This window comes from Granulibacter bethesdensis (assembly GCF_001889545.1).
In the GTDB taxonomy this organism is placed as follows: Bacteria; Pseudomonadota; Alphaproteobacteria; order Acetobacterales; family Acetobacteraceae; genus Granulibacter; species Granulibacter bethesdensis_B.
This window is the reverse complement of sequence record NZ_CP018194.1, coordinates 2,604,979-2,627,500: the sequence shown is the minus strand read 5'-3', so window position 1 is coordinate 2,627,500 and position 22,522 is coordinate 2,604,979. Positions and strand designations below refer to the sequence as shown.

Sequence of the window (22,522 nt, the reverse complement as noted above, 5' to 3'; positions counted from 1 at the left end):
TCAGAGGCGTTTAAGATGTGCTGAGTAAAATCACGCAGAAGCGTTGCGCCGCGAGGTGTGGATGTCTTCTGTGCATGATGAGCACAGATTGGTTGACCGATCTGTGTTAGCTCTTGAGCGCGATAAGGGCATTCGGTGGATGCCTTGGCACTAGGAGGCGATGAAGGACGTGGCACGCTGCGAAAAGCCATGGGGAGCCGCGAGCAGGCTTTGATCCGTGGATATCCGAATGGGGCAACCCCTCCGCAAGGAGATCACGATCTGAATACATAGGGTCGTGAGGCGAACCCGGGGAACTGAAACATCTCAGTACCTGGAGGAAAAGACATCAACAGAGATTCCGTCAGTAGTGGCGAGCGAAAGCGGAAGAGGCCAGTGCCTTAGTATTGTGTAGCGGAACGGTCTGGAAAGTCCGGCGACAAAGGGTGATAGCCCCGTATGCGATAGCGATATTAGGGACATGAGTAAGGCGGGACACGTGAAATCCTGTCTGAACATGGGGGGACCACCCTCCAAGCCTAAATACTCCCTAGTGACCGATAGTGAACAAGTACCGTGAGGGAAAGGTGAAAAGCACCCCGACGAGGGGAGTGAAATAGACCTGAAACCGAATGCCTACAAGCAGTCGGAGCCGCATCTGCGGTGACGGCGTACCTTTTGTATAATGGGTCAGCGAGTTTCTGTTTGCAGCAAGCTTAAGCCGATAGGTGTAGGCGCAGCGAAAGCGAGTCTGAATAGGGCGTCAAGTTGCAGGTAGAAGACCCGAAACCGAGTGATCTAGCCATGGCCAGGCTGAAGGTGCGGTAACACGCACTGGAGGGCCGAACCCACGCCTGTTGAAAAAGTCGGGGATGAGCTGTGGCTAGGGGTGAAAGGCCAATCAAACTCGGAGATAGCTGGTTCTCCGCGAAATCTATTGAGGTAGATCGTCGCGTGTTTACCCCCGGGGGTAGAGCACTGGATGGGCTAGGGGGCTCCAAAGGCTTACCAAACCTAACCAAACTCCGAATACCGGGAAGTATAGCGCGGCAGACAGTCCATGGGTGCTAAGGTCCGTGGACGAGAGGGAAACAGCCCAGACCGCCAGCTAAGGTCCCCAAGTTGTGGCTAAGTGGGAAAGGATGTGGGAATTCCAAAACAACCAGGAGGTTGGCTTAGAAGCAGCCATCCTTTAAAGAAAGCGTAATAGCTCACTGGTCTAATAGAAATCCTGCGCCGAAAATGTAACGGGGCTCAAGCCACACACCGAAGCTGCGGGTGTAGAGTGATCTACGCGGTAGCGGAGCGTTCCGTAGGCCTGTGAAGGGAGATGGGGTGACCCCTCCTGGAGGTATCGGAAGTGCGAATGCTGACATGAGTAGCGACAAACAGTGCGAGAAACACTGTCGCCGAAAGTCCAAGGGTTCCTGCGCAAGGTTAATCCACGCAGGGTGAGCCGGCCCCTAAGGCGAGGGCGAAAGCCGTAGTCGATGGGAATCAGGTGAATATTCCTGAGCCTGCTGGAAGTGACGAATGTGAAGCGTTGTGGGGACTTACTGGATTGCCCCTGCAGCCGGATCGTTCCAGGAAATAGCTCCAGCGAATAGACCGTACCCGAAACCGACACAGGTGGACTGGTAGAGCATACCAAGGCGCTTGAGAGAACGATGTCGAAGGAACTAGGCAAATTGCTTGCGTAACTTCGGGATAAGCAAGACCCATGTCCGGGCAACCGGGTGTGGGTGGCACAGACCAGGGGGTAGCGACTGTTTAGTAAAAACACAGGGCTCTGCGAAGTCGAGAGACGACGTATAGGGTCTGACGCCTGCCCGGTGCCGGAAGGTTAAGAGGAGGTGTGCAAGCACCGAATTGAAGCCCCGGTAAACGGCGGCCGTAACTATAACGGTCCTAAGGTAGCGAAATTCCTTGTCGGGTAAGTTCCGACCTGCACGAATGGCGTAACGACTTCCCCACTGTCTCCGGCATCGGCTCAGCGAAATTGAATTCCCCGTGAAGATGCGGGGTACCCGCGGTCAGACGGAAAGACCCTATGAACCTTTACTGCAGCTTTGCAGTGGCACCAGGAAAATGCTGTGTAGGATAGGTGGGAGGCTTTGAAGCATGGGCGCTAGCTTGTGTGGAGCCAACCTTGAAATACCACCCTGCGTTTTTCTGGTGTCTAACCGAGACCGGTAAGCCCGGTCCGGGACCCTGCATGGCGGGCAGTTTGACTGGGGCGGTCGCCTCCCAAATGGTAACGGAGGCGCGCGATGGTGGGCTCAAGCCGGTCGGACATCGGCTGTTGAGTGCAATGGCATAAGCCCGCCTGACTGCGAGAGCGACAGTTCGAGCAGAGACGAAAGTCGGCCATAGTGATCCGGTGGTCCCGCGTGGAAGGGCCATCGCTCAACGGATAAAAGGTACTCTAGGGATAACAGGCTGATCTCCCCCAAGAGTCCACATCGACGGGGAGGTTTGGCACCTCGATGTCGGCTCATCACATCCTGGGGCTGGAGCAGGTCCCAAGGGTTCGGCTGTTCGCCGATTAAAGTGGTACGTGAGCTGGGTTTAGAACGTCGTGAGACAGTTCGGTCCCTATCTGCCGTGGGTGTTGGAGACTTGAGAGGATCTGTCCCTAGTACGAGAGGACCGGGATGGACGCACCTCTGGTGCACCGGTTGTCGCGCCAGCGGCACAGCCGGGTAGCTATGTGCGGACGGGATAACCGCTGAAAGCATCTAAGCGGGAAACCCACCTCAAAACCAGGTCTCCCTGAGGGCCGTGAAAGACCATCACGTCGATAGGCCAGGTGTATACGTGCGGTAACGCACTCAGCTAACTGGTCCTAATAGCCCGATAGGCTCAAGAACTTCCATCATGCACAGAAGTCATCCACACATGACACACAGCACATCATAAAAAAAACACCAGAACATCCCATCACAACACACCCCAAAAGGTGGGTTGGACGACCTGGTGGCTATGGCGGGGAAACTACACCCGATCCCATCCCGAACTCGGACGTGAAATGCCCCAGCGCCCATGGTACTGCATCTCAAGATGCGGGAGAGTAGGTCGCCGCCAGGTCTTCCAACCCACCTTTTGCTATTACCACCGCGGGGTGGAGCAGCCCGGTAGCTCGTCAGGCTCATAACCTGAAGGCCGCAGGTTCAAATCCTGCCCCCGCAACCATATACCAATGTATAAAGCCGCCTCAATCAGGCGGCTTTTTTGCGTTGAAAATAGACGAAGGAAGGGGGGGGATGCAGCCCATAGGGCTGCCCCGGAATAAAAGGGAAAAGCCGCTTTACTGCTGCTGAAAACCGGCCGCTCGTAGAGAGCGGGCGCGCATCAAAATCTTGTTTTCGATTTCGGTAACGGTTTCCTTGTCGACGGGGGCTTCTTCCCATTGCCCCCCTTTCTGCACCTGCCGGAACAGGGAGACGCGCACACCATCGCTGCGCATCACCGGGCTGAGGATATAGGCCGTCACCTTGAAACGCTCGCCGGGAGAAGAGGGGGGCTGATACCAGTTGGTGATGATCACTCCACCATAGGGATCAGCGGATTTCAGGGACATAAAGGACAGTGTGTCGAGCGTGGCGCGCCACAGAAAAACATTCACTTCCTGCCCGGGCTTGGCCCCATTGCTTACGCTTTGTGCGGCAGCCTGATTTTGTGGATCGGTAAAATCCTTGCTTTCGTTTTCCTGGCTGCTGCAAGCGGCCAGCAGCAGAAGAACGGAAACGGCGATGGCTGAACGATGGGATAAAGACATGTCGTATTCCGGAACGGTAAGGACCGATAATGAGCAGGCACCAAGATGCGGTCCATGCCCTATTACCGTCAGAGCAGACGCAGGCCAAGCCATCCCTGCTTCATGATTCCTCACACGTATTGTTGCGCCAGATTACGTAAGCAGAAATGCGATATCGTCAGTGCCTGGCATGCAGGGCACCAATAGCCCCCACATTCAGGATGCCACTCATGCGGAGTAAAGCGGCATATCGCCCTTCTATGCCACCCAGAGCGGCAATGTACGACTGATGATGAGCACGGCCAGCCATACGGACAAGCCGGTTCCAGCGTGCGGCTCCCAGAGCGACTGTCCCGGGATGGCTTTCCGTCGGCAGAAACGGGGAGAAAAAAATCAGGCCAGCGCCCAGACGGTGTGCACGCCGTATCTCAGGGATTGTATGGGCAGAGGCGGTGATTATCGTTCGGCCTCGCAAGACAGGTGGAAGACAGGTGGAAGCCTTGTCGGCGCTGCTGGACAATCTGCCGCCGCGTCGATGAGGTTGCGTCCGCATCGGCAGGCCCGCAGAGATGCAGCCGGAGACGCTCAGCATCAGCCTCCGGGCACGGCAGAGCCGGATAACCTGATGGAGCAGAGTTGCCCGTACGGTGTCAGGCAGGGCATCATGGCGAAAGACGACGCCGCATAATCCGCGCGGCAACCGGGCAATGTCAGGGCGTGGATCGGATACACGGCGATGATCTGTGAACAGCCAGAGGGGCGGTGGTGCGTTGCGGGGGGCTTTGGCCTTGACGGCGCGCGCCCAGGCAATGAGCTTTTGGTCCATGTCCTTGCAATCTTACGCTGATACTTCTCGCTCAGACCAGCAGCCTGACCATATGAGCGCTGTTCTGGCCAATATTCGGGCGCGGATCGACGCGGCGGCGCGCCGGGCCGGACGTGATCCGCAGACGGTGACGCTTGTCGCGGTTTCCAAGACGCATGGCCCTGACGCAGTGGCGGCGGCGCGCCGGGCCGGGCAGAGCGTATTCGGGGAAAACAAGGTGCAGGAGGCTCTGTCGAAGTTCCTGCCGCTGCGTGACGAAGCCGATCCTCCCACCCTTCACCTGATTGGCGGCCTTCAGACCAACAAGGCACGGGATGCGGTGCGTGTTGCTGATGTGATTGAAAGTCTGGACCGCCCGCGTCTGGCCGATGCACTGGCATTGGCTGCGGAGAAGGAAAAACGTCTGCCGCGCCTTCTGGTGCAGGTGAATGTGGGGGATGAGCCGCAAAAATCCGGTATTCCCACGCGGGAGGCTGATTCGTTTATCGAGATGTGCCGGCATCGTTTCGGAGATGCCCTATGTGGCGTGATGGGGATTCCGCCGGCGGATGTCGATCCGCAACCCTATTTTTCATGGCTGGCAGCAGCAGCAGCGCGCCATGGATTGCCGGTTATTTCCATGGGCATGTCGGGTGATTTTGAGCAGGCCATTGCCAATGGGGCAACGCATGTGCGAATCGGCACAGCCATTTTCGGTGCCCGGCCCCGTCCATCTGCGGCGGAACACTCTTCTCCGTCCGCGCCGGATGGCGGACATCTTTAAACGCACATTCTTCATGAAAATCGGGCATATTGACCGGCACGTCCTGTGCCATCGACTGAACTCTTCACTGGATGACGGCTTGAACGGGGAAGTGATATAATGTCGGCGGCGGAAAAATTGGCGGCTGACGAAAAAAAGCCCACTGGCCTTGTCATGTTGCTGGGTGCGCTGGGGGTGGTGTTCGGCGATATCGGGACCAGCCCGCTTTACGCCTTCAAGGCGGCTCTGCTGCATTTTCAGGATGATGGGTCAGTTATTAACAGGCTGGAAGTCTATGGCGTGCTGTCCATGATCTTCTGGTCCCTGGTGTTGATTGTCACGGTGAAATACGTGCTGCTGGTGATGCGGGCCGATAATCAGGGGGAGGGCGGTATCCTGTCTCTGATGGCACTGGCCCAGCGTGTCGCCAATCCGGGACGGATGCGGCGCTGGCTCGGTATGACAGGAATCATTGGCGCCTGTCTGTTCTTCGGGGATGGCGTCATTACCCCTGCGATTTCAGTGTTGTCGGCAGTGGAGGGGTTGGAGATTACCTATCCTGCCATGCAGGATTACGTATTGCCGATTGCGTCCGTCGTGATCGTGGCGCTGTTCATGGTGCAATGGCGCGGGACCAGCATTATGGGCCGCGTGTTCGGTCCGATCATGGCGGTCTGGTTTCTTCTGATCGGATTGCTGGGGCTGCTGGCGATCCTGCATCACCCAAAGGTGTTATTGGCGCTGTCCCCCGGTTATGCAGGGCTGCTGCTGATCCAGCACAGGCTGCTGGCCTTTATTGTGCTCGGTTCTGTGGTTCTGGCCGTAACCGGCGCGGAGGCATTGTATGCCGATATGGGACATTTCGGTGGGCGGCCCATCAAGCTGGCCTGGCTATGGGTCGTTTTGCCGGCCCTGACGCTGAATTACTTTGGACAGGGTGCCCTGATCCTGCATGATATCAAGGCACTGGATAACCCTTTTTTCCTGCTGACACCGCATTGGTTGCGCCTGCCGATGGTGTTGCTGGCCACGGCTGCGACGGTGATTGCCAGTCAGGCGATGATTTCAGGTGCGTTCTCCATGGCGCGGCAATGCGTCCAGCTGGGCTTTCTGCCGCGTATGACGGTGCGCCATACCAGCGAGACGGAGCAGGGACAGATCTATGTGCCGCAAGTGAACAGCGCCTTGCTCGTCGGAGTTCTGGCGCTGGTTCTGACCTTCCGCACCAGTGACAATCTTGCGGCGGCCTATGGTATCGCCGTGACTGGAACGTTTCTGTGCACGGGTATTCTGGCTGTGGTCGTGTTCCGCCGTCAGTTCGGCTGGAGCCGCCGCAGTGTTATTGTTGTGTTCGGCTTTTTCTTCCTGTTGGACAGTCTGTTTTTTGCCTCCAACATGCTGAAGATTCCTCAGGGTGGTTATGTGCCGCTGGTGTTGGGCGGGTTGCTGATGGCGATGATGACCAGCTGGAGCGCGGGCCGTCATCTTCTGATGACCAGATGGAGGCAGGACAGCCTGCCGCTGGCTTCCTTTCTGGCGCGCCTGCCTCAATCGCGGATTCTGCGTGTGCCGGGAACGGCTGTATTCCTGACTGGCAATCCGGATTATGTACCGGGCGCGCTGCTGCATAACCTGAAGCACAACAAGGTGCTGCATGAGCGTGTCCTGTTCCTGACCGTCAAGACGCTTGATCAGCCCGAAGCCGGGCCGGATCAGCATCTGGAAGTCGAGGAACTGGCGAAGAATGTCTATCGCGTGATCATACGCTATGGCTTCAAGGAAAGCCCGAATATTCCCCGTGATCTTGATGCGCTGCGGGCGAGGGGTGTGCCGGTGGAAGCGATGCAGGTTTCGTATTTCTTCGGTCGGGAAACCATTGTGGCCGGCAAAGCGCCGAAAATGCCGCTTTGGCGTCTATGGCTGTTTCTGGTGATGGCGCGCAATGCGGTGCCGGCGACCGAATTCTTCCGTATCCCCAGCGACCGCGTTGTGGAACTGGGAGTGCGGGTTCCGATCTGATGAGCGGTCAAGGGATTTTTAACGGGGGGAGAGCATCTGATTGTACAGCGCGACATAGGCTGCGCTCCGTAAGGTCCAACTGCTGTCTGTTTCCATGCCGCGATGCTGAAGCCGTACCCATATTTCGGGCTGATGGAACAGCCTGATGGTGCGGGAGAGCGGTTCGATCAGACTGTCTGCTCCCTCCGGCTGGAACATGATTCCGGTGGCAACGCCTGCCTCACAGGCGGCGGTATTGGCATCAATGATTGTGTCTGCCAGACCGCCCACGCGTGAAACGACCGGTACTGCACCGTAACGCATTGCGTAAAGCTGGGTCAGGCCGCATGGCTCAAAACGCGAGGGAATCAGCATGGCATCGGCCCCGCTGAAAATCTGGCGGGACAGGGTCTCGTCATAGCCTGAAAAGACGGCAATCTGCCTTGGATAGGCCTGCGCGGCTTGTAGCAGCCCCTGTTCCAGCACTTTGTCTCCGCTGCCCAGCACGACAAGCTGAGCCTGCTGCGAGACCAGGAAAGGGAGGGCATTCAGAACCAGATCAATCCCTTTCTGGCCGGTCAGCCGGCTGACAATGCCAAAAAGCGGGCCCGCTGAGGGAGCCAATCCAAACCGTGTGCGCAGGGCCTCCCGATTGATGGTCCGGTGTTCGAGGCTGTTACGATCGAAGTGGGCTTTCACATGCGGATCATGGGCCGGATTCCACTCGGTCATGTCGATGCCGTTCAGCACGCCGTTCAGCACGGCGGCGCGGTCACGCAGCAATCCTCCCAGCCCCATGCCCCCGATATCGGTCTGGATTTCGCGGGCATAGCTCGGGCTGACGGTGGTCAGCGCATCGGCATAATGCAGCCCGGCTTTGAGCAGCCCGATCTGGCCGTAATACTCCACCCCATCCACCGAGAAACTGTCGGGCGGCAAAAGAAGGGCGGCCAGACGATCCCGTGGGACAACGCCCTGAAAGGCCAGATTATGGATTGTGAATAAAACGGGTGGCCTCCGCACGGCTTCCGACAGGGCCAGATAGGCGGGCACAAGCCCGGCCTGCCAGTCATGGGCATGCACGATATCCGGGGCCCAGTCCGGCAGGATACCAAGGGCGATATCGGCCGCCGCCCGGCAGAAAGCCGCGAAACGCTCGGCATTATCGGCCCAGTCCTGCCCATTGACATCCGTGTAAGGGCCGCCGGGACGGTCATAGAGATGCGGTGCATCCAGCAGATATAGGGTCAGTCCTTCGGGGAGGCTGGCCTGAAGAATGCTGGCCGGTCCGCCGAACAGATCGGTGTAATGATGAACCGGACGTGTCTCCGGCGCCTGCTTCAATCCGGCATAAGCAGGCAGCAGGGTGCGCATGTCCACATCATGCTCGGCAAGCGCGGCTGGAAGCGCACCGGCAACATCCGCCAGCCCCCCGGTCTTGATCCACGGATAGGCTTCCGAAGCCACATTCAAAACACGCATCTGGACAGGAACCGATCAGAACAGGGAAAAACGGTCAGCCGAGCCGGTCAATCATGGGCTGCGTTATCAGGCAGATGCCTTTTTCCGTGCGGCGGAACCGTTTTGCGTCCAGCTCAGGGTCTTCACCGACGACCAGTCCTTCCGGAATACGCACGCCCCGATCCACGACGGTGTTCCGTAACCGTGCGCTGCGGGCGATATCGGCATAAGGCAGTACAACGGTGCCATGCAGCTGCGCGAAGGAGTGCACACGACAGCCGGTGGAGATCAATGATCTGCTGAGCGAGGCCCCGGAAACGATGCATCCCCCAGCTACGAGACTGTCCACCGCCATGCCGCGCCGTCCCACATCGTCATAGACGAATTTCGCAGGAGGGCTGATCTCGTTATAGGTCCAGATTGGCCAGCCCGAATCATACAGATCGAGCGTAGGCACAACATTGGTCAGATCGATATTGGCCTGCCAATAGGAATCCAGGGTTCCGACATCCCGCCAGTAAGGCTCTGCTGTTTTGCTGCTGAGGACACAGGAATCATTGAAGCGATGTGCGATGGCAGTGCCGTTTTTGACCAGATGCGGAATGATATCACCGCCGAAATCGTGTTTGGAGTCAGGATCAGCGGCATCGCGGCGCAGAACATCGAACAGGAATTTCGTTTTGAAAACATAGATGCCCATGCTGGCCAGGGCTATGTCAGGCTGTCCGGGCATGCCGGGGGGATCGGAGGGTTTTTCCAGAAACGCTGTAATCCGACCAGTTTCATCCACCTGCATGACGCCGAAGCCAGTGGCTTCTTCCCGTGGGACTTCGATGCAGCCGACGGTCACATCGGCCTGACGCTCCACATGCTGATGGAGCATGATTTCGTAATCCATCTTGTAGATATGATCACCCGCCAGAATAATCATGTATTCCGGCTCATATCCCGCGATGATGTCCAGATTCTGATACACCGCATCAGCGGTGCCTTCATACCACTGGGTTTCGCTGACGCGCTGGCTGGCTGGCAGAATATCGAAGCCCTCATTGCGCTCGGGACGGAAGAAATTCCATCCACGCTGCATGTGCCGTATCAGCGAATGGGCTTTGTACTGGGTGGCGACCCCGATGCGGCGGATACCGCTGTTGACCGCGTTGGACAGGGCAAAATCAATGATGCGTGACTTGCCGCCAAAGTAAACAGCCGGTTTTGCCCGTGTATCCGTCAGTTCCAGCAACCGGGAGCCACGCCCCCCCGCCAGGACATAAGCCATTGTGCTGCGGGCGATGCTGCTGGTACCGCTCATGCTGATATTTCCCGGATCTTAATTGCAGGGGCAAGGCGTCAGTCGATTATGAAACTGTAGAAGGTCTGCCACGATCCGCACAGGGTGGATGCATGGAATGATCGAACATTATTCTGTTCGTCATGCTTCATATCTCCCCAGTTGCTCTCTTTATGGGGACGAATACGTCATTCGGCATGGCTGCTGCACTGCCTGAAAGATAACGAACACGTCATGACAGTTTATCGTGATCGCATGGGTGCCGTTGCCATGGTGCTCAGATTTTTATTCCATCATTGGGGTCGGCAATGGCGGATGGTGCTGCTGACGGCGCTGACGATGATGGCCGGAACCATTGCTGATCTGGGGCTGCCGGTTTTGTCCGGCTGGCTGGTGGATGCCGTATCGGCCGCTCCTGATGCGATGCTGCGACCGGGGCTGCGACCTTGGGATCCATGGACGATTCTGGTGATGATGGGATTGCTGGGGGCTCTGGTGGTCGGTGCCCGCCATGTTTCGTTCGTCGCGATCACGGCTCTGACGCTGCGCCTGATGGCGCAGATTGCTGCCGATGCATTTTATCGCGTGCAGCGTTTTTCCACGGACTGGCACGCCAATAATTTCGCAGGCTCGATTGTCCGGAAAGTCACGCGTGGAATCTGGGCGGTCGATCTGCTGGACGATACCTTGCTGACCTCGCTGTTGCCGGCTCTGACGGTTCTGCTCGGCTCCGCGCTGCTGCTGGGCTGGTACTGGCCGGGTATGGGGCTGGCAGTCGGGATCGGCGCCGTTTTCTATATCGGGCTGTCGGTGACGTTGTCCCTGCTCTGTGTGGCCCCTGCAGCCCGCCTGTCCAACCGTCAGGATACAAGGATGGGAGGGGCCATGGCGGATGCTGTGACATGCAATGCTGTCGTCAAGGCCTTCGGTGCGGAAGCGCGGGAGGACAGGGTACTGGGCAGGATCCTCACTAAATGGAGGCAGCGCACCCGGCGCACCTGGATATACGGCACCAATAGCGGCTCGGCCCAGATGCTGGTGCTGCTGGCCTTGCGGACGGTGATTATCGGCTACGCCATTGTGCTGTGGTCACGGGGACAGGCGACACCAGGCGATGTGACCTTCGTGATGACGTCCTATTTCGTGGTTCATGGCTATTTGCGGGATATCGGCCAGCATGTCGCCAATCTCCAGCGCTGCGTGAATGAGATGGAGGAGCTGGTGGAGATGCAATCCCATCCGCTTGGCGTGGAGGACCGCCCCGGCGCTGCACTCTTGCGGGTCAGCCAGGGAGAAATCACGTTCGATCACGTGACGTTCCGCTATGGCAATCACACCACGCCCCTGTTTGAAGATTTTTCCCTGCGCATTGCAGCGGGGGAGCGGGTCGGGCTGGTCGGACATTCCGGTTCCGGCAAAAGCAGCTTCGTCAAGCTGTTGCAGCGTCTGTATGACGTCACCGGTGGCCGCATTCTGGTAGATGGGCAGGATATTGCTGCCGTGACCCAGTCATCCTTGCGCAGTCAGATGGCGCTGGTCCCGCAGGAGGCTGTGCTGTTTCATCGGTCTCTGGCTGAAAATATTGCCTATGCCCGTCCCGGTGCCTCAATGGAGGAGATCGTGCAGGCGGCCCGGCTTGCGAATGCGGATGCGTTCATTCGTGCCCTGCCACAAGGGTATCGCACCATGGTGGGAGAACGCGGTGTCAAGTTGTCAGGAGGCGAGCGCCAGCGTGTGGCGATTGCCCGCGCCTTTCTGGCCGATGCACCGGTGTTGATTCTGGATGAGGCAACGGCCAGCCTCGATTCCGAGTCGGAGGCGCTGATCCAGCAGGCGATGGAGCGGCTGATGGCCGGCCGAACCTCGATCGTGATTGCGCATCGGCTTTCCACCGTTCGGTCAATGGACCGGATTCTGGTGTTCGATCATGGTCAGATTGTCGAGGAAGGCACCCATGACAGCCTGATCCAACGCGAGGACGGGTTGTATCGCAGATTGTTCGAACGGCAGGCGATGGGGCTGGTGCAGGAGATGTCCTGACGGATGCTCATCTGTGCATCTGGTCCATCAGGCTGGCGACCGTATTGCGCAGCCAGCGATGGGCCGGGTCATTGTCATAGGAGCTGTGCCACAGCATCGAGAGGCGGAACGGCGCCAGTTCAAAAGGCAACGCGCTGACGCACAGCCCATGCGCCGAGGCGGCCGAGCGTGCCAGCGTTCCCGGCAGGGTCGTAATGACCGGCGCACCCCGCAATATATAGGGCACGGAGAGAAAATGCGGTGTGGTCATCACGATGGTCCGCGTCCGTCCCAGCAGTGACAGTGCATCATCCGCCACGCCATGAAAAATGCCGCGCAGGCTGACCAGCACATGCGGCAGGGAGGTGTATTGGTCCAGCGTGATCGGCCCCTCCAGCCCGATCTGCTTCGGATCGTACAGGCACAGATAGGAATCCGGCGCGAAGTTGCGCCGTTTATGGACGTTACCTCCATGGCGGAAAACGCCAATGCCCATATCCAGCTCATCCCGGTCGAGCGCTTCCAGCACGCGCAGGCCGTCGGTGAAGATTGCCTGGATACGCATGCCGGGAGCCTCTTTCAGCATCATTTCCAGCAAAGGCGGCATCAGCAGGCTTTCGATATTATCGGCCAGTCCGATCCGCCAGATGCGCTCTGCCGTAGCAGGGTTGAAGCTGCGAGTGGTCAGCAGCTTGTCCTGCACGGTCCAGAGCAGATTACGGACCGTATCGGCAATCGCACGGGCGCGGGGCGTTGGCTCCATGCCGGACGGGGTCCGCACGAACAGCTCATCCTGTAAGGCTTCGCGCAGCCTGGCGAGATTATGACTCATCGCTGATTGCCCGACCCCGATGCATTCGGCAGCCTTCGTCACGCTGCGTTCAGTATAGATCGCATCGAAGGCGGTCAGGAGGTTCAGATCAAGGCGGGACAGATTACGATGAACGATGGACATTATGATAAGGATCGATTGGATTAATACTGTAGGAAAGATCACATTCTCTTTGCAAGGCCGGCACGGGGCCGGCTTCTCGCTGAGAAGGTCCTCGTTCCATGAAAACATCCATTCTGATGCGTTGTCCCACCCCAATCCGGGCCGCTGTCCTGATGCTGTCCGGTCTGGTTCTGGCGGCCCTGATCATGATCGCTTCCGCTAATCATGCGCATGACGCAGCCTGCGGGGTGACAACTGAAGCGGTTGCCTGCACCCTCTGAACATATCCTCTCCTAATAACAAAAAACGGGCCTCGTGAGAGGCCCGTTTCCTGTTCAGCATCATGCAGAAGCCTGTGGGATCAGGCGTTTCCGACCGTCTGCTGCTGCTGGGCACGACGCGCCTGCCACAGTGCGACAAAGTCGATCGGCTGAAGCTGGACCGGCGGGAAACCGCCTTCGCGGGTGACGGTCGCGAGGATCGTGCGGGCAAAGGGGAACAGAAGACGGGGGCATTCAACCAGCAGAACCGGTTCGATGCTTTCATCCGGGATACCGTTCAGCGTGAATACGCCACCATAGGACAGCTCGGCGATGAAGACGGTATTGGCCTTTTCTTCGCCTTCGATCCGCTCGACGGCCTCTGCACGGATGGCCAGGACGACTTCGTAGATGTGAGCCTGTTCTTCCAGCCGACGAACCTGAACGTCCAGATTCAGATCAACCTGCGGCTGCGTGCGCAGGGCTGCGAAAATCTGCGGTGCGCCCGGAACTTCAAAAGAGAGATCTTTTACATACTGGACATTGACCACGAGCGGCGGACCTGCCTGCGGGCCAGTGCTGGCGGTGTTTTCGGTTACACCCTCGTCCTGCACGTCCTCGTCAGTCGTATCGTCAATGTCAGCCATCTAGTATCTCCAAGGCTCTTAAATGATTAAGAGAGCGATATCACATTTAAAAAGCAGGCGCCAGCATAAGACAGCCTTAAACAAAAGACATATTCATGCCGACCAGATAATTGAATCCGGTCCTGCCTGATGTGGATCGCAGCGTATCCATTCACCATTTGTTAATGATTGTCCTGTCATTGACAGAATAAAACCCCAATGGGTGACTACAAGAGTATTTTCCCACCCTTCGATGGCAGCCATTTCTGCGCGAAAACGTGCGGCCCGAGCGAGGATTGACGCCTCGCTTTCCGTTAAGGAGGGCCACCAGATTTCATCAAGCATGGAGAAATCATGTTCGGGCCAGTTTTTCGCCAGATGGCTGGCAGGTGTGCCGATATCACACGCAAAGGCATAGCGTTCCCGGATCAGCGGGGTGATGATCAAAGGCAGGCCAAGCTTCTGCGCAATGGGTCGTGCTGTTTGCAGGGTCCGGGTGTAGGGGGATACAAAGATGCGCTGGATCCCTTCCCCGGCAAGAGTCATGGCGGCGGTTTCGGCCTGTGCCAGACCAGCCTCGGTCAGGACCGGGTCGTGAATGCCCGGATCCTGGCGTGTGGCCGTGAAGTGAAGGTTGAACTCGCTCTGTCCATGGCGCAGCAAAATCATGCATCCTGTATGGCCTGTGCTGCCATCCTCGGCAATCGGGGATCATGCTGACAGGAGGAATTCTTTTTTGCCGGGCCTTTTGTTTCCGGTCAGGCGATGAAATCTCTAAAGACGGTATTTTCTGATTCGGCGAGAAAGCCCGACAGCACAGAGTCACGGGATACAAAGGTTGTGCAGAACAGCCTGGCCCCTTATCTGAATGGGAAGAAACCGTCTTTTGAATTTTAATGGCGCGATTGGATGGCAGGTATGGAGGCTATCAGGAACGGCGATATTCCCGTCGATCTGGTGTTGCTGGGGATGATAGCGGTTTTTCTGATTCTGCGTCTTCGCAGTGTGTTGGGGCGACGTGTCGGTTTTGAACGTCCGGAGGTGCCGGCGAATCAGGCCCAGCCCGGCAACCGGATGCCCGGCCTGCCGGTTCGCCTGCGGCGGCCCGATGCCGCGGCGGCCGAAGCGCGGATTCATGTCCTGCCTGATGTATCCAGCCCGACCGGGCAGGTTCTTGCACGTATGAGGGAGGTTGATCGCAGCTTTGATGCGGTGCGCTTTCTGAATAATGCGGAGCAGGCCTTCCGGGTCATCGTGACGGCCTACGCACAGGGTGAGCGTGAGGCGCTGCGTCCCCTGCTGACTGAGGCGACGTTCACGATTTTCTGTCAGGCCATTGATGCGCGGGAACAGGAAGGCGCCAGGCAGCAGACGGAGATCCAGTCCATCAGGGATATCCGGATCGAAAAGGCCCGACTGGAGCAAACACAGGCCGCTTTGACTGTTCGTTTTGTCAGTGATCAGCATAATGTCACGCTCAGCCGCACAGGGGAGCCGGTCGAAGGCGTCGAGGGGCTGACCGAAATCGTCGATATCTGGACGTTTGAGCGGGATCTTGCCAGCCGTGACCCGACCTGGCGGCTGTCCGGCACGGACAATGCCTGAGACAGGTCAGTAGACGACATAATATGTGACCTTTCAGAAGGTTAAGGGGTTTTTTGCGGCTGCAACATGATGCATGCTATGCACCATGCAGATAAAATCCCTGTATGCGTTGTTTCTGATGGCGGTGCTGGCTGCCTGTGCTCAAAGGGGGCGTGTGGGCCAGCTTCAGCCTGTGGCGCTGAATGATCTGCCCGGCTGGAAAACAGATCATGTGGCCCGTGGCGTTGCTGTTTTCGCCCGGGAATGCGACCGGCTTCTAACGCTGCCGAACGATCAGACATTGGGGGGAGCCGCCGATCAGGCAGCGAGGCTGGGCGGACAGCCCGATCAGTGGCGCCCGGCCTGCAATGCTGTCCGATCCGTGCCCGAAGGGGATGAGGAAGCGGCAAGAGCCTTTGTGCAGCGCTATTTTCAGGCTTATGCCATCTCCTCTGCCCCCACGCTTTTTACGGGATATTATGAGCCGGAGGTAGAAGGCTCCCGTTCTCCGATCGGGCGTTACCGCACGCCGCTGCTGCGCCGGCCTGATGATCTGGTGTCCATGCCGGACCCGGCGGATCCCGGCGGGAAGTATCTGATCGGTCGTATGGTCGGTGGGCACCTGGAACCTTATTATACGCGGGCGGAGATTGATGCCGGTGCCCTGAAAAAGCAGCGTCTGGGTATTTTATGGCTGGCTGATCCGATTGACGCTTTCTTCCTGCAGATTCAGGGATCAGGCAGGGTGCGCCTGCCTGATGGGCATGTGGTACGTGTGACCTATGCCGGTAAAAACGGCCGTCCCTATGTGCCAATCGGGAAAGTTCTGATCGAACGGGGCGAGATGACGGAGGATCAGGTCTCGGAAGCCTCCATCCGTGACTGGTTGCATGCCCATCCTGATCAGGCGAAGGAGATCATGAACGCCAATCCGTCCTTTGTGTTCTTCCGTGAACTGACTGGAATGCCTGGCAATGAAGGGGCGCCGGGAACGCTGGGGGTGCCGCTCAGCGCAGGACGTTCGGTGGCGGTGGATCGCCGTATCATTCCGCTGGGCGCACCGGTCTGGGTGGATACCACCGATCCGGGCGGGCAGACGGCCCTTCAGCGCCTGATGGTGGCGCAGGATACCGGCTCAGCCATCAGCGGGATGACACGGGCGGATATTTATTTTGGTTATGGTCCGCAGGCAAAGGCTGTGGCAGGGCAGATGAACCAGCAGGGGCGGCTTTATGTGCTGCTGCCAAAGTCGATCGAATAGAGTGGCTCGGTCATCCGTGGTCAGCCGCCTGTGTGGTGGGTGGTTTTATCGTGGGCGGTTTTCCCAGGCCTGCAGCAGTGTTTTGATCAGCTCATGGGAGGTGAAGGGCTTTCCCAACAGGCAGCTGTTTTGCCTCATCTCCGTCGGCAGGCCGGGAATATCCGCGTAGCCGCTGGAAAAAATGACCCCGATAGAAGGGTATTGTTCACGTGCCCGACAGGCCAGCTCAATGCCGGACAGGCCCGGCAGGCTGATATCTGTGAACAAAATGTCGGGAGCATGGGTTTTCAGATAATCCAGCGCCTGCTCCGCGTCCTCCGCCTCGATCGGGCTATGCCCTGCTTCCTCCAGCAGGTCGATCAGATTCATGCGGATCAGCGGATCATCCTCCGTCACCAGAATAGTCCATTGTTGCTTCGGCAATGGTGAGGAAAGAGAAAGGTTGGAGGACAAGACATCACCGACTGTCTGGAGGGAGGCTGTATGCGGAAGAGGCGGCGTGGAGCGTGCGGTTATCAGTGCGGCACGGATGCTCTGCGCCAACCTGTCGCGTGAATAGGGCTTGTTCAGCAGATGAATCGGGTTCTCATCATCACTATAAACCGAGGTATCGGTATATCCTGAGGTGAACAGGATGGCGGTTTCGGGTCGCAGTTGTCGGATTCTGACGGCAAGATCGGTGCCTCGCATCCTTCCCGGCATGATGATGTCCGTGAACACCAGATCAATCCGGATCGTGCTGTCAAGAATTGAAAGGGCTTCGTCGGCATCGCAGGCGGTGAGAACGTTGTAGCCCAGCTGACTGAGGGTTTCCTGCACGCTTTGCCGCACGGCGTCCTCATCTTCGACCACCAGGATCGTTTCGTGTCCCTCCAGCATGGTATTATCCAGCGCCAGAAGGGGCGTATCCGGCAGGCTGTCTTCTTCATGGGCTCGTGGCAGGATAAGGCTGATGGATGTACCGCGACCGGGGGTGGAATCGATCCTGATATCGCCCCCGCTCTGTTTGACGAAGCCATATACCATCGACATGCCAAGCCCGGTGCCCTGCCCTTCGGATTTGGTGGTGAAGAATGGCTCGAACACGTGGGTGATGACATCGGGCGCCATGCCGCACCCCGTATCGGTGACGGTCAGCGTGACATAATCCCCCGGCTGTATTTCCAGAATCGAGCCGTTCTGGCTGGGCTTTACCACCGTGTTGGCAGTGGTGATGGTCAGGCTGCCATGGCCTTTCATCGCATCCCGTGCATTCAGGGTCAGGTTCAGGATGGCTGCCTCGATCTGTCCCCGATCAACGCGAATATTCCATGACTCGGGAGGCGTATGGATTTTCAGTGTAATTCCGGCCCCCAAAGTGCGGAGCAGAATATCCTGCACTGTCTGCAACAGTCGCGACGGGCTGACCGCTTTGGGAGACAGGGGCTGCCGCCGCCCGAAGGCCAGCATCTGGGAGGCCAGACGGGAGCCGCGCTGCATCGCCTCCAACGCTGAGGTCAGGCGTCTGCGTTCCGCTGATGTTTCGGGCAATTGCAGGATCGTCAGTTCCAGATTGCTGCCGATCACCTGAAGCAGATTGTTGAAATCATGGGCAACGCCACCCGCCAGACGACCGATCATTTCCATTTTCTGGGCCTGACGCAGTCTGGTTTCGGAAATTTCCCGCTCGGCAATGGCAGCGGCGACTTTCTGTTCCAGAACCTTGGCCCGGTGTCGCTGCTCGCGCAGGGCAATGGCGGTGGTCAGTCCGGTGGAGACCAGATTGGTTACGAGCTGGAAAAAGCGATAATACTCCGCATCCGGTGGATAGAGCCTGCTTTTGCCTGCAATCAGCACACCGGCGATATGGTGCGTCACCTGAAGCGGAAGAATGGCCATCCGCTCCGCACTCAAAGCCGGCAAAGTGGGAAACAGCGCCCGTGACGGGCCATAGACGGCATTACCGCTGTCCAGAGCCGTCCTGATCAGGTTTTTCCAGGACTGTGAAGTTGCATCATCTTCTACTGCCGGAAGGGTATGCTGGACGAGGGGGATACTCAGCGTTGCAGGCTGGGCACCGTACCAGCCGATGCATTCCAGCCGCTCCGGGTCTTCCCTGCGGATATAGAGCGCGGCATGCGGTATATCCTGTGTGCTTTCACGGGCCAGAATATCCAGTGCCGAGGTCGCACAGCTTTCAACCGTGTTGCTGAGAATATTCAGGCTGATCGCCTGCAGGGTGCGCAGGCGGCGATCATCAATGACCCGCTGGGTGCGGTCGGCGACAATGCAGAAAACGGCTTCCACCTTCCCATCCGGACCATGCACGGGGCTGTAGGAAATATCGAAGAATACTTCTTCCATATACCCGTGCCGGTTGACCCTGAACGGATAGTTCTGGCCAGACACCGTCTGGCCGGTCTCCAGCACCGAGCGGAGCAGTGGTTCCAGTACATCCCACACTTCCTGCCAGTTTTCCTGTGCCGGCCGACCGAGCGCACCCGGATGGTGACTGCCGATGGCGGGGGCGTAGGCATCGTTGTACAGCGCGATGAGGTCCGATCCGCAGAACATGGCAATCTGCGCTTTGGCATTGAGCATGAGCGCAACCGCATGACGAAACGGTTCAGACCAGCTTTCAGGTGGACCGATGAGGGATGCATCCCAGTCCATGGCGCGCAGATACGTGATGATTTCTCCGGGGGCCGCATCGGGAAAAAGGATCGGGGCTGAATCGTCGCGGCCGGAGAAAGATTCAGGCGGGCACATGGGCATCCACTCTTTTCAAATACGAGTACTGGACCTGAATGACGCTCAGGCCTGGCCGGCAGAAAAAGCAAAACCACACGCGCACTTATGCCCAGGATCAGCGCTGTCCATGGCTGGATAATGCATTCACCCAGGTATCATGAAGGCGGTAAATTTAAAATGTCTTGATCGGGGCAGCACAATCAGTCGGTTGATCATTTCTGCTTACGAAGCAGGATGCGCACTGATCCGGTATTGGCGGCGTGGGGATAGGTTATGCCCAGCACCAGAGGACGCAGATGCGGAAGATTGATCCAGAGGGGAAGCTCCCTTCGGATCGCACCGACGGTTTCACCTGATCCGGTCCGGCCACGTCCGGTAATGACCTCAATGCAGCGCAGCCCGTCCGCATGGGCGCGCAGCAGCATCGCCTCGAACGTATGATAGGCGCGCTGCAGGGTATGCCCGTGCAGATCCAGCGTCCGTGTTGCGCCCAGTCGCCCATTGCGGAACCGGTTCCATGTGCCGGTGTCCACCCCGGGAGGCTGCGCCCCGGCCGGCAGAGGAAAAAGCTGGGCGAAGGTGGGTGTCCCGGCCCCGGATTCAGTCTGGCGGAATGAGGGCGCGACAACGGGGCTTTGCCTGGCGCTGTGTATCGGAGAGTCTGCGGTTGCTGCCGCAGGAGCAGGAGGAATCGTATTCTCCACATGTCCGGCTTTGCCGTGCAGCGGAATCACTGCCACGGTATAGCGTGTCCATTCCGTGCGCTCGGCCTCGCTCAGTTTCCGTGCGGAGCGACGGGAGGGAGGTCCGGGCCGGGTCAGCGCCTTGCCGGGCGTGACCGGAGGAACGTTGTAGGGCCGTTTAGCCATGCGGCGCGGGTGGGGTGTGTTGGCTGAACAGAATGATATGGGTGTTACGGGGACCGTGCGCGCCCAGCTCCAGTTGCTGTTCTATATCGCCGGAGCGGGATGGGCCTGTGATCAGCATGACGGAGCGTGGCATGGCTCCGATCTCCGTGCGCAGCAGATCCCACGCATCCTCGTAAGCGCCCACAATGCGTTCCACCGGCAGGACGGCAATGGCGGTTTCCGTCAGCACGTTGAGCGTCACCGGACGCTCCGGCGCGGAGGGCATCATCAGGGTGCCGGTTTCGGATATCCCGGCAAACGCATACTGGACCGAGACGCTTTCCGTTCCATGAACGCGGCCCCATTCCGTCTCAATCCCTGAAGCTGACCAGTCAAGGCTGTGCAGGGCAGGATGCGGCGCGACTGTCACGGCACCGGGCAGGCCGCGTGAGGCCAGATAACGGGCGATGGCAGAAGGAATATCGCTGGAGGATGCGACTTCCTCAGTGGTGCCGAATTCTTTCTGTACCCGCGCGATGAAATCGGTCCTGCGCTCTGCGGCTGGTTTCCGTGCGCGTTCGGGGATGGTATGGCGCGGATGCGTCGCCAGCCGGGAGTCCAGCATGGCAGCCTGATCCGGCGGCAATACCCCGCGCCGCAGACCGCGCCGGAGCGTGGCAAGGATTGTCTCCTTTCCGGAGGGATTTGCTGAGGAGCCTGCGCTCATGACGACACTACCCTTCTCCGGGCCTTTCTTTGGTGGACAGCCCATTGGGTAAAAAAGCTGGTCCCTTCCGGGGCAGGCATGTCACGTCCGTCGGTCCAGCCGGAGGCCAGCGGCAGACGCCGCAACCGTCCGCTTCGTCCTCCGGCCAGAGACAGCAGTCGGGCGGCCAGACCGGTTGCCAGACGATACAGGGCAGGGTTGCGGACCAGAAAAGCCCAGATTGCCAGACCGCGCCGCGCCGCTGAAGGGGTCAGATGGCGCTCGAATTCTCTTTCACGCCAGTGCCGCATCAGGCCCGGCAGAGGGATTTTGACGGGGCAGACGGATTCGCAGGCGCCGCAGAACGTGCTGGCATTCGGCAGCAGGGCGGCCTGTTCGATGCCGATCAGGCCGGGTGTGAGAACGCTGCCCATCGGTCCGGGATAGACCCAGCCATAAGCATGGCCGCCGACTGCCCCGAATACCGGGCAGTGATTCATGCAGGCGGCACAGCGTATGCAGCGCAGCATGTCCTGAAATTCGGTTCCGACCATGGCGCCACGGCCATTATCCAGCAGCACGACATGATATTCCTCCGGCCCGTCCAGATCACCGGGCCGACGCGCGCCGGTAGAGAAACTGGTGTAGGCCGTCAGATCCTGACCGGTGGCGGAACGGCCAAGCAGTCGCAGCAGCGTCATCGTGTCCTCCAGCGTCGGCACGACCTTTTCGATCCCGGTCAGCACGATATGGACACGCGGCAGGGTCTGGCTGAGATCGCCATTGCCTTCATTGGTGACGATGACGGAACTGCCGGTCTCGGCAATCAGAAAATTGGCCCCGGTGATACCGACATCAGCCTCCAGAAACTGATGACGCAGCACGGTGCGGGCTTCGCGCATGATATCCTGTCGCTCTTCGAAGGCCCGGTCGGCGGGAAGATGCTGATGGGCTTCCCGGAACCGCCTTTCCCAGTCATCGCGGTTCAGATGAAAGGCGGGCGCGACGATGTGGCTGGGCGCTTCATGCGCCAGTTGCAGCACATATTCGCCGAGATCGGTCTCCACGACCGATAGCCCGTCCTGCTGAAGAAAATCGTTCAGGGCGATTTCCTCACTGACCATCGACTTGCCCTTGACCACGCGCCGGGCACCCACACGGCGGCAGATATCCAGAATGGTCTGGCGGGCATCCTCGGCGGTGGGGGCCCAATGGACATGGCCGCCCGATGCCTCGACCTGTGCGGCATAGCGTTCCAGATAAAAATCCAGATTCGTCAGCGTATGATTGCGGATATCGCGGGCAGTGTTGCGCAGCGTTTCGAATTCGGGCAACGCTTCCTTGGCCCGGGCGCGGCCGCCGGTAAAGCGCGGGCGTACCTGTTTCAGCGCCTGTTGCAACCTCTGGTCAGCAAGGGCAGAGGCCGCATTATCCTTGAAGATGGCTGACCGGGCCTGCATCTGGCTGTCCTCCTGCGCTGCCTTCGCGTCTCTCCCGGCGGAA

The 22,522-nt window shown here is 58.7% G+C and carries 17 protein-coding genes, 1 tRNA gene and 2 rRNA genes; 9 read left to right on the top strand and 11 right to left on the bottom strand.

Annotated features, from left to right (window positions below; all coding sequences use genetic code 11):
• Window positions 1-111: 111 nt before the first annotated feature.
• From GbCGDNIH8_RS12110 to GbCGDNIH8_RS12100, 3 genes are all read left to right on the top strand, one after another.
• Window positions 112-2,849: ribosomal RNA gene (locus tag GbCGDNIH8_RS12110) — 23S ribosomal RNA — on the top strand.
• Window positions 2,850-2,951: 102 nt separating this feature from the next.
• Window positions 2,952-3,066, top strand: a 5S ribosomal RNA gene (rrf, locus tag GbCGDNIH8_RS12105).
• A 28-nt stretch (window positions 3,067-3,094) separates the two neighbouring features.
• Window positions 3,095-3,171: transfer RNA gene (locus GbCGDNIH8_RS12100), tRNA-Met, on the top strand.
• 115 nt (window positions 3,172-3,286) lie between these two features.
• Here the strand turns inward: GbCGDNIH8_RS12100 and GbCGDNIH8_RS12095 are convergent.
• Both GbCGDNIH8_RS12095 and GbCGDNIH8_RS12090 read right to left on the bottom strand, forming a co-directional pair.
• On the bottom strand, window positions 3,287-3,757 hold the full coding sequence (locus GbCGDNIH8_RS12095) for a DUF3576 domain-containing protein (protein ID WP_072573378.1): 471 nt from the start codon (window positions 3,755-3,757) through the stop codon (window positions 3,287-3,289).
• A 157-nt stretch (window positions 3,758-3,914) separates the two neighbouring features.
• On the bottom strand, window positions 3,915-4,562 hold the full coding sequence (locus tag GbCGDNIH8_RS12090; RefSeq protein WP_072573377.1) for a thiamine phosphate synthase: 648 nt from the start codon (window positions 4,560-4,562) through the stop codon (window positions 3,915-3,917).
• 52 nt (window positions 4,563-4,614) lie between these two features.
• Here GbCGDNIH8_RS12090 and GbCGDNIH8_RS12085 point away from each other — a divergent pair, with 52 nt between their 5' ends.
• Both GbCGDNIH8_RS12085 and GbCGDNIH8_RS12080 read left to right on the top strand, forming a co-directional pair.
• Window positions 4,615-5,325: a YggS family pyridoxal phosphate-dependent enzyme gene (locus GbCGDNIH8_RS12085; RefSeq protein ID WP_072573376.1), complete on the top strand. Its 711-nt coding sequence runs from the start codon at window positions 4,615-4,617 to the stop codon at window positions 5,323-5,325.
• A gap of 99 nt (window positions 5,326-5,424) precedes the next feature.
• Window positions 5,425-7,323, top strand: a complete 1,899-nt coding sequence (locus GbCGDNIH8_RS12080; protein ID WP_072573375.1) for a potassium transporter Kup — start codon at window positions 5,425-5,427, stop codon at window positions 7,321-7,323.
• Window positions 7,324-7,341: 18 nt separating this feature from the next.
• Here the strand turns inward: GbCGDNIH8_RS12080 and glgA are convergent, their stop codons facing one another.
• Together glgA and glgC are read right to left on the bottom strand one after the other, a co-directional pair.
• Window positions 7,342-8,784, bottom strand: a complete 1,443-nt coding sequence (glgA, locus tag GbCGDNIH8_RS12075) for a glycogen synthase GlgA (protein WP_072573374.1) — start codon at window positions 8,782-8,784, stop codon at window positions 7,342-7,344.
• Between the two features lie 34 nt (window positions 8,785-8,818).
• Window positions 8,819-10,072, bottom strand: a complete 1,254-nt coding sequence (gene glgC, locus GbCGDNIH8_RS12070; protein ID WP_072573373.1) for a glucose-1-phosphate adenylyltransferase — start codon at window positions 10,070-10,072, stop codon at window positions 8,819-8,821.
• Window positions 10,073-10,285: 213 nt separating this feature from the next.
• Here glgC and GbCGDNIH8_RS12065 point away from each other — a divergent pair, with 213 nt between their 5' ends.
• A complete protein-coding gene (locus tag GbCGDNIH8_RS12065; RefSeq protein ID WP_072573372.1) occupies window positions 10,286-12,091 on the top strand; it encodes an ABC transporter ATP-binding protein in 1,806 nt (601 codons plus the stop codon).
• Between the two features lie 7 nt (window positions 12,092-12,098).
• Here GbCGDNIH8_RS12065 and GbCGDNIH8_RS12060 read toward each other — a convergent pair whose 3' ends face one another.
• On the bottom strand, window positions 12,099-13,025 hold the full coding sequence (locus GbCGDNIH8_RS12060) for a LysR family transcriptional regulator (protein WP_072573371.1): 927 nt from the start codon (window positions 13,023-13,025) through the stop codon (window positions 12,099-12,101).
• 98 nt (window positions 13,026-13,123) lie between these two features.
• On the opposite strand from GbCGDNIH8_RS12060, the gene GbCGDNIH8_RS13005 reads away from it, so the two are divergent.
• Window positions 13,124-13,285: a hypothetical protein gene (locus tag GbCGDNIH8_RS13005; RefSeq protein WP_157692648.1), complete on the top strand. Its 162-nt coding sequence runs from the start codon at window positions 13,124-13,126 to the stop codon at window positions 13,283-13,285.
• 80 nt (window positions 13,286-13,365) lie between these two features.
• Here GbCGDNIH8_RS13005 and secB read toward each other — a convergent pair whose 3' ends face one another.
• The gene (gene secB / locus GbCGDNIH8_RS12055; protein ID WP_253736046.1) at window positions 13,366-13,911 is read right to left on the bottom strand and encodes a protein-export chaperone SecB; all 546 of its coding nucleotides are present in this window, start codon (window positions 13,909-13,911) and stop codon (window positions 13,366-13,368) included.
• A 93-nt stretch (window positions 13,912-14,004) separates the two neighbouring features.
• A complete protein-coding gene (locus GbCGDNIH8_RS12050) occupies window positions 14,005-14,559 on the bottom strand; it encodes a histidine phosphatase family protein (RefSeq protein WP_072573370.1) in 555 nt (184 codons plus the stop codon).
• Window positions 14,560-14,808: 249 nt separating this feature from the next.
• Here GbCGDNIH8_RS12050 and GbCGDNIH8_RS12045 point away from each other — a divergent pair, with 249 nt between their 5' ends.
• Both GbCGDNIH8_RS12045 and mltA read left to right on the top strand, forming a co-directional pair.
• Window positions 14,809-15,495: a Tim44/TimA family putative adaptor protein gene (locus GbCGDNIH8_RS12045; RefSeq protein WP_072573876.1), complete on the top strand. Its 687-nt coding sequence runs from the start codon at window positions 14,809-14,811 to the stop codon at window positions 15,493-15,495.
• A gap of 85 nt (window positions 15,496-15,580) precedes the next feature.
• A complete protein-coding gene (gene mltA, locus GbCGDNIH8_RS12040; protein ID WP_172822957.1) occupies window positions 15,581-16,735 on the top strand; it encodes a murein transglycosylase A in 1,155 nt (384 codons plus the stop codon).
• A 45-nt stretch (window positions 16,736-16,780) separates the two neighbouring features.
• On the opposite strand, the gene GbCGDNIH8_RS12035 is transcribed toward mltA, so the two are convergent.
• The 4 genes from GbCGDNIH8_RS12035 to GbCGDNIH8_RS12020 form a co-directional block, all read right to left on the bottom strand.
• Window positions 16,781-19,483, bottom strand: coding sequence for a response regulator (locus GbCGDNIH8_RS12035; RefSeq protein ID WP_072573369.1), 2,703 nt, complete (start codon window positions 19,481-19,483; stop codon window positions 16,781-16,783).
• Window positions 19,484-19,677: 194 nt separating this feature from the next.
• On the bottom strand, window positions 19,678-20,334 hold the full coding sequence (locus GbCGDNIH8_RS12030; protein ID WP_081369009.1) for a Smr/MutS family protein: 657 nt from the start codon (window positions 20,332-20,334) through the stop codon (window positions 19,678-19,680).
• The gene (locus tag GbCGDNIH8_RS12025) at window positions 20,327-21,040 is read right to left on the bottom strand and encodes a LutC/YkgG family protein (protein ID WP_072573368.1); all 714 of its coding nucleotides are present in this window, start codon (window positions 21,038-21,040) and stop codon (window positions 20,327-20,329) included. The genes GbCGDNIH8_RS12030 and GbCGDNIH8_RS12025 overlap by 8 nt, the downstream gene beginning before the upstream one ends.
• Window positions 21,037-22,479 (bottom strand): LutB/LldF family L-lactate oxidation iron-sulfur protein, encoded by a 1,443-nt coding sequence (locus GbCGDNIH8_RS12020; RefSeq protein ID WP_072573367.1) that lies wholly within the window; start codon window positions 22,477-22,479, stop codon window positions 21,037-21,039. The genes GbCGDNIH8_RS12025 and GbCGDNIH8_RS12020 overlap by 4 nt, the downstream gene beginning before the upstream one ends.
• Window positions 22,480-22,522 lie beyond the last annotated feature (43 nt).

Excerpts from the sequence above, each read along its gene's own strand:
- GbCGDNIH8_RS12095 (WP_072573378.1), bottom strand. The coding sequence starts at position 3,757 with ATGTCTTTATCCCATCGTTCAGCCATCGCCGTTTCCGTTCTTCTGCTG.
- GbCGDNIH8_RS12090 (WP_072573377.1), bottom strand. The coding sequence starts at position 4,562 with ATGGACCAAAAGCTCATTGCCTGGGCGCGCGCCGTCAAGGCCAAAGCC.
- GbCGDNIH8_RS12085 (WP_072573376.1), top strand. The coding sequence starts at position 4,615 with ATGAGCGCTGTTCTGGCCAATATTCGGGCGCGGATCGACGCGGCGGCG.
- GbCGDNIH8_RS12080 (WP_072573375.1), top strand. The coding sequence starts at position 5,425 with ATGTCGGCGGCGGAAAAATTGGCGGCTGACGAAAAAAAGCCCACTGGC.
- glgA (WP_072573374.1), bottom strand. The coding sequence starts at position 8,784 with ATGCGTGTTTTGAATGTGGCTTCGGAAGCCTATCCGTGGATCAAGACC.
- glgC (WP_072573373.1), bottom strand. The coding sequence starts at position 10,072 with ATGAGCGGTACCAGCAGCATCGCCCGCAGCACAATGGCTTATGTCCTG.
- GbCGDNIH8_RS12065 (WP_072573372.1), top strand. The coding sequence starts at position 10,286 with ATGACAGTTTATCGTGATCGCATGGGTGCCGTTGCCATGGTGCTCAGA.
- GbCGDNIH8_RS12060 (WP_072573371.1), bottom strand. The coding sequence starts at position 13,025 with ATGTCCATCGTTCATCGTAATCTGTCCCGCCTTGATCTGAACCTCCTG.
- GbCGDNIH8_RS13005 (WP_157692648.1), top strand. The coding sequence starts at position 13,124 with ATGAAAACATCCATTCTGATGCGTTGTCCCACCCCAATCCGGGCCGCT.
- secB (WP_253736046.1), bottom strand. The coding sequence starts at position 13,911 with ATGGCTGACATTGACGATACGACTGACGAGGACGTGCAGGACGAGGGT.
- GbCGDNIH8_RS12050 (WP_072573370.1), bottom strand. The coding sequence starts at position 14,559 with ATGATTTTGCTGCGCCATGGACAGAGCGAGTTCAACCTTCACTTCACG.
- GbCGDNIH8_RS12045 (WP_072573876.1), top strand. The coding sequence starts at position 14,809 with ATGGAGGCTATCAGGAACGGCGATATTCCCGTCGATCTGGTGTTGCTG.
- mltA (WP_172822957.1), top strand. The coding sequence starts at position 15,581 with ATGCAGATAAAATCCCTGTATGCGTTGTTTCTGATGGCGGTGCTGGCT.
- GbCGDNIH8_RS12035 (WP_072573369.1), bottom strand. The coding sequence starts at position 19,483 with ATGTGCCCGCCTGAATCTTTCTCCGGCCGCGACGATTCAGCCCCGATC.
- GbCGDNIH8_RS12030 (WP_081369009.1), bottom strand. The coding sequence starts at position 20,334 with ATGGCTAAACGGCCCTACAACGTTCCTCCGGTCACGCCCGGCAAGGCG.
- GbCGDNIH8_RS12025 (WP_072573368.1), bottom strand. The coding sequence starts at position 21,040 with ATGAGCGCAGGCTCCTCAGCAAATCCCTCCGGAAAGGAGACAATCCTT.
- GbCGDNIH8_RS12020 (WP_072573367.1), bottom strand. The coding sequence starts at position 22,479 with ATGCAGGCCCGGTCAGCCATCTTCAAGGATAATGCGGCCTCTGCCCTT.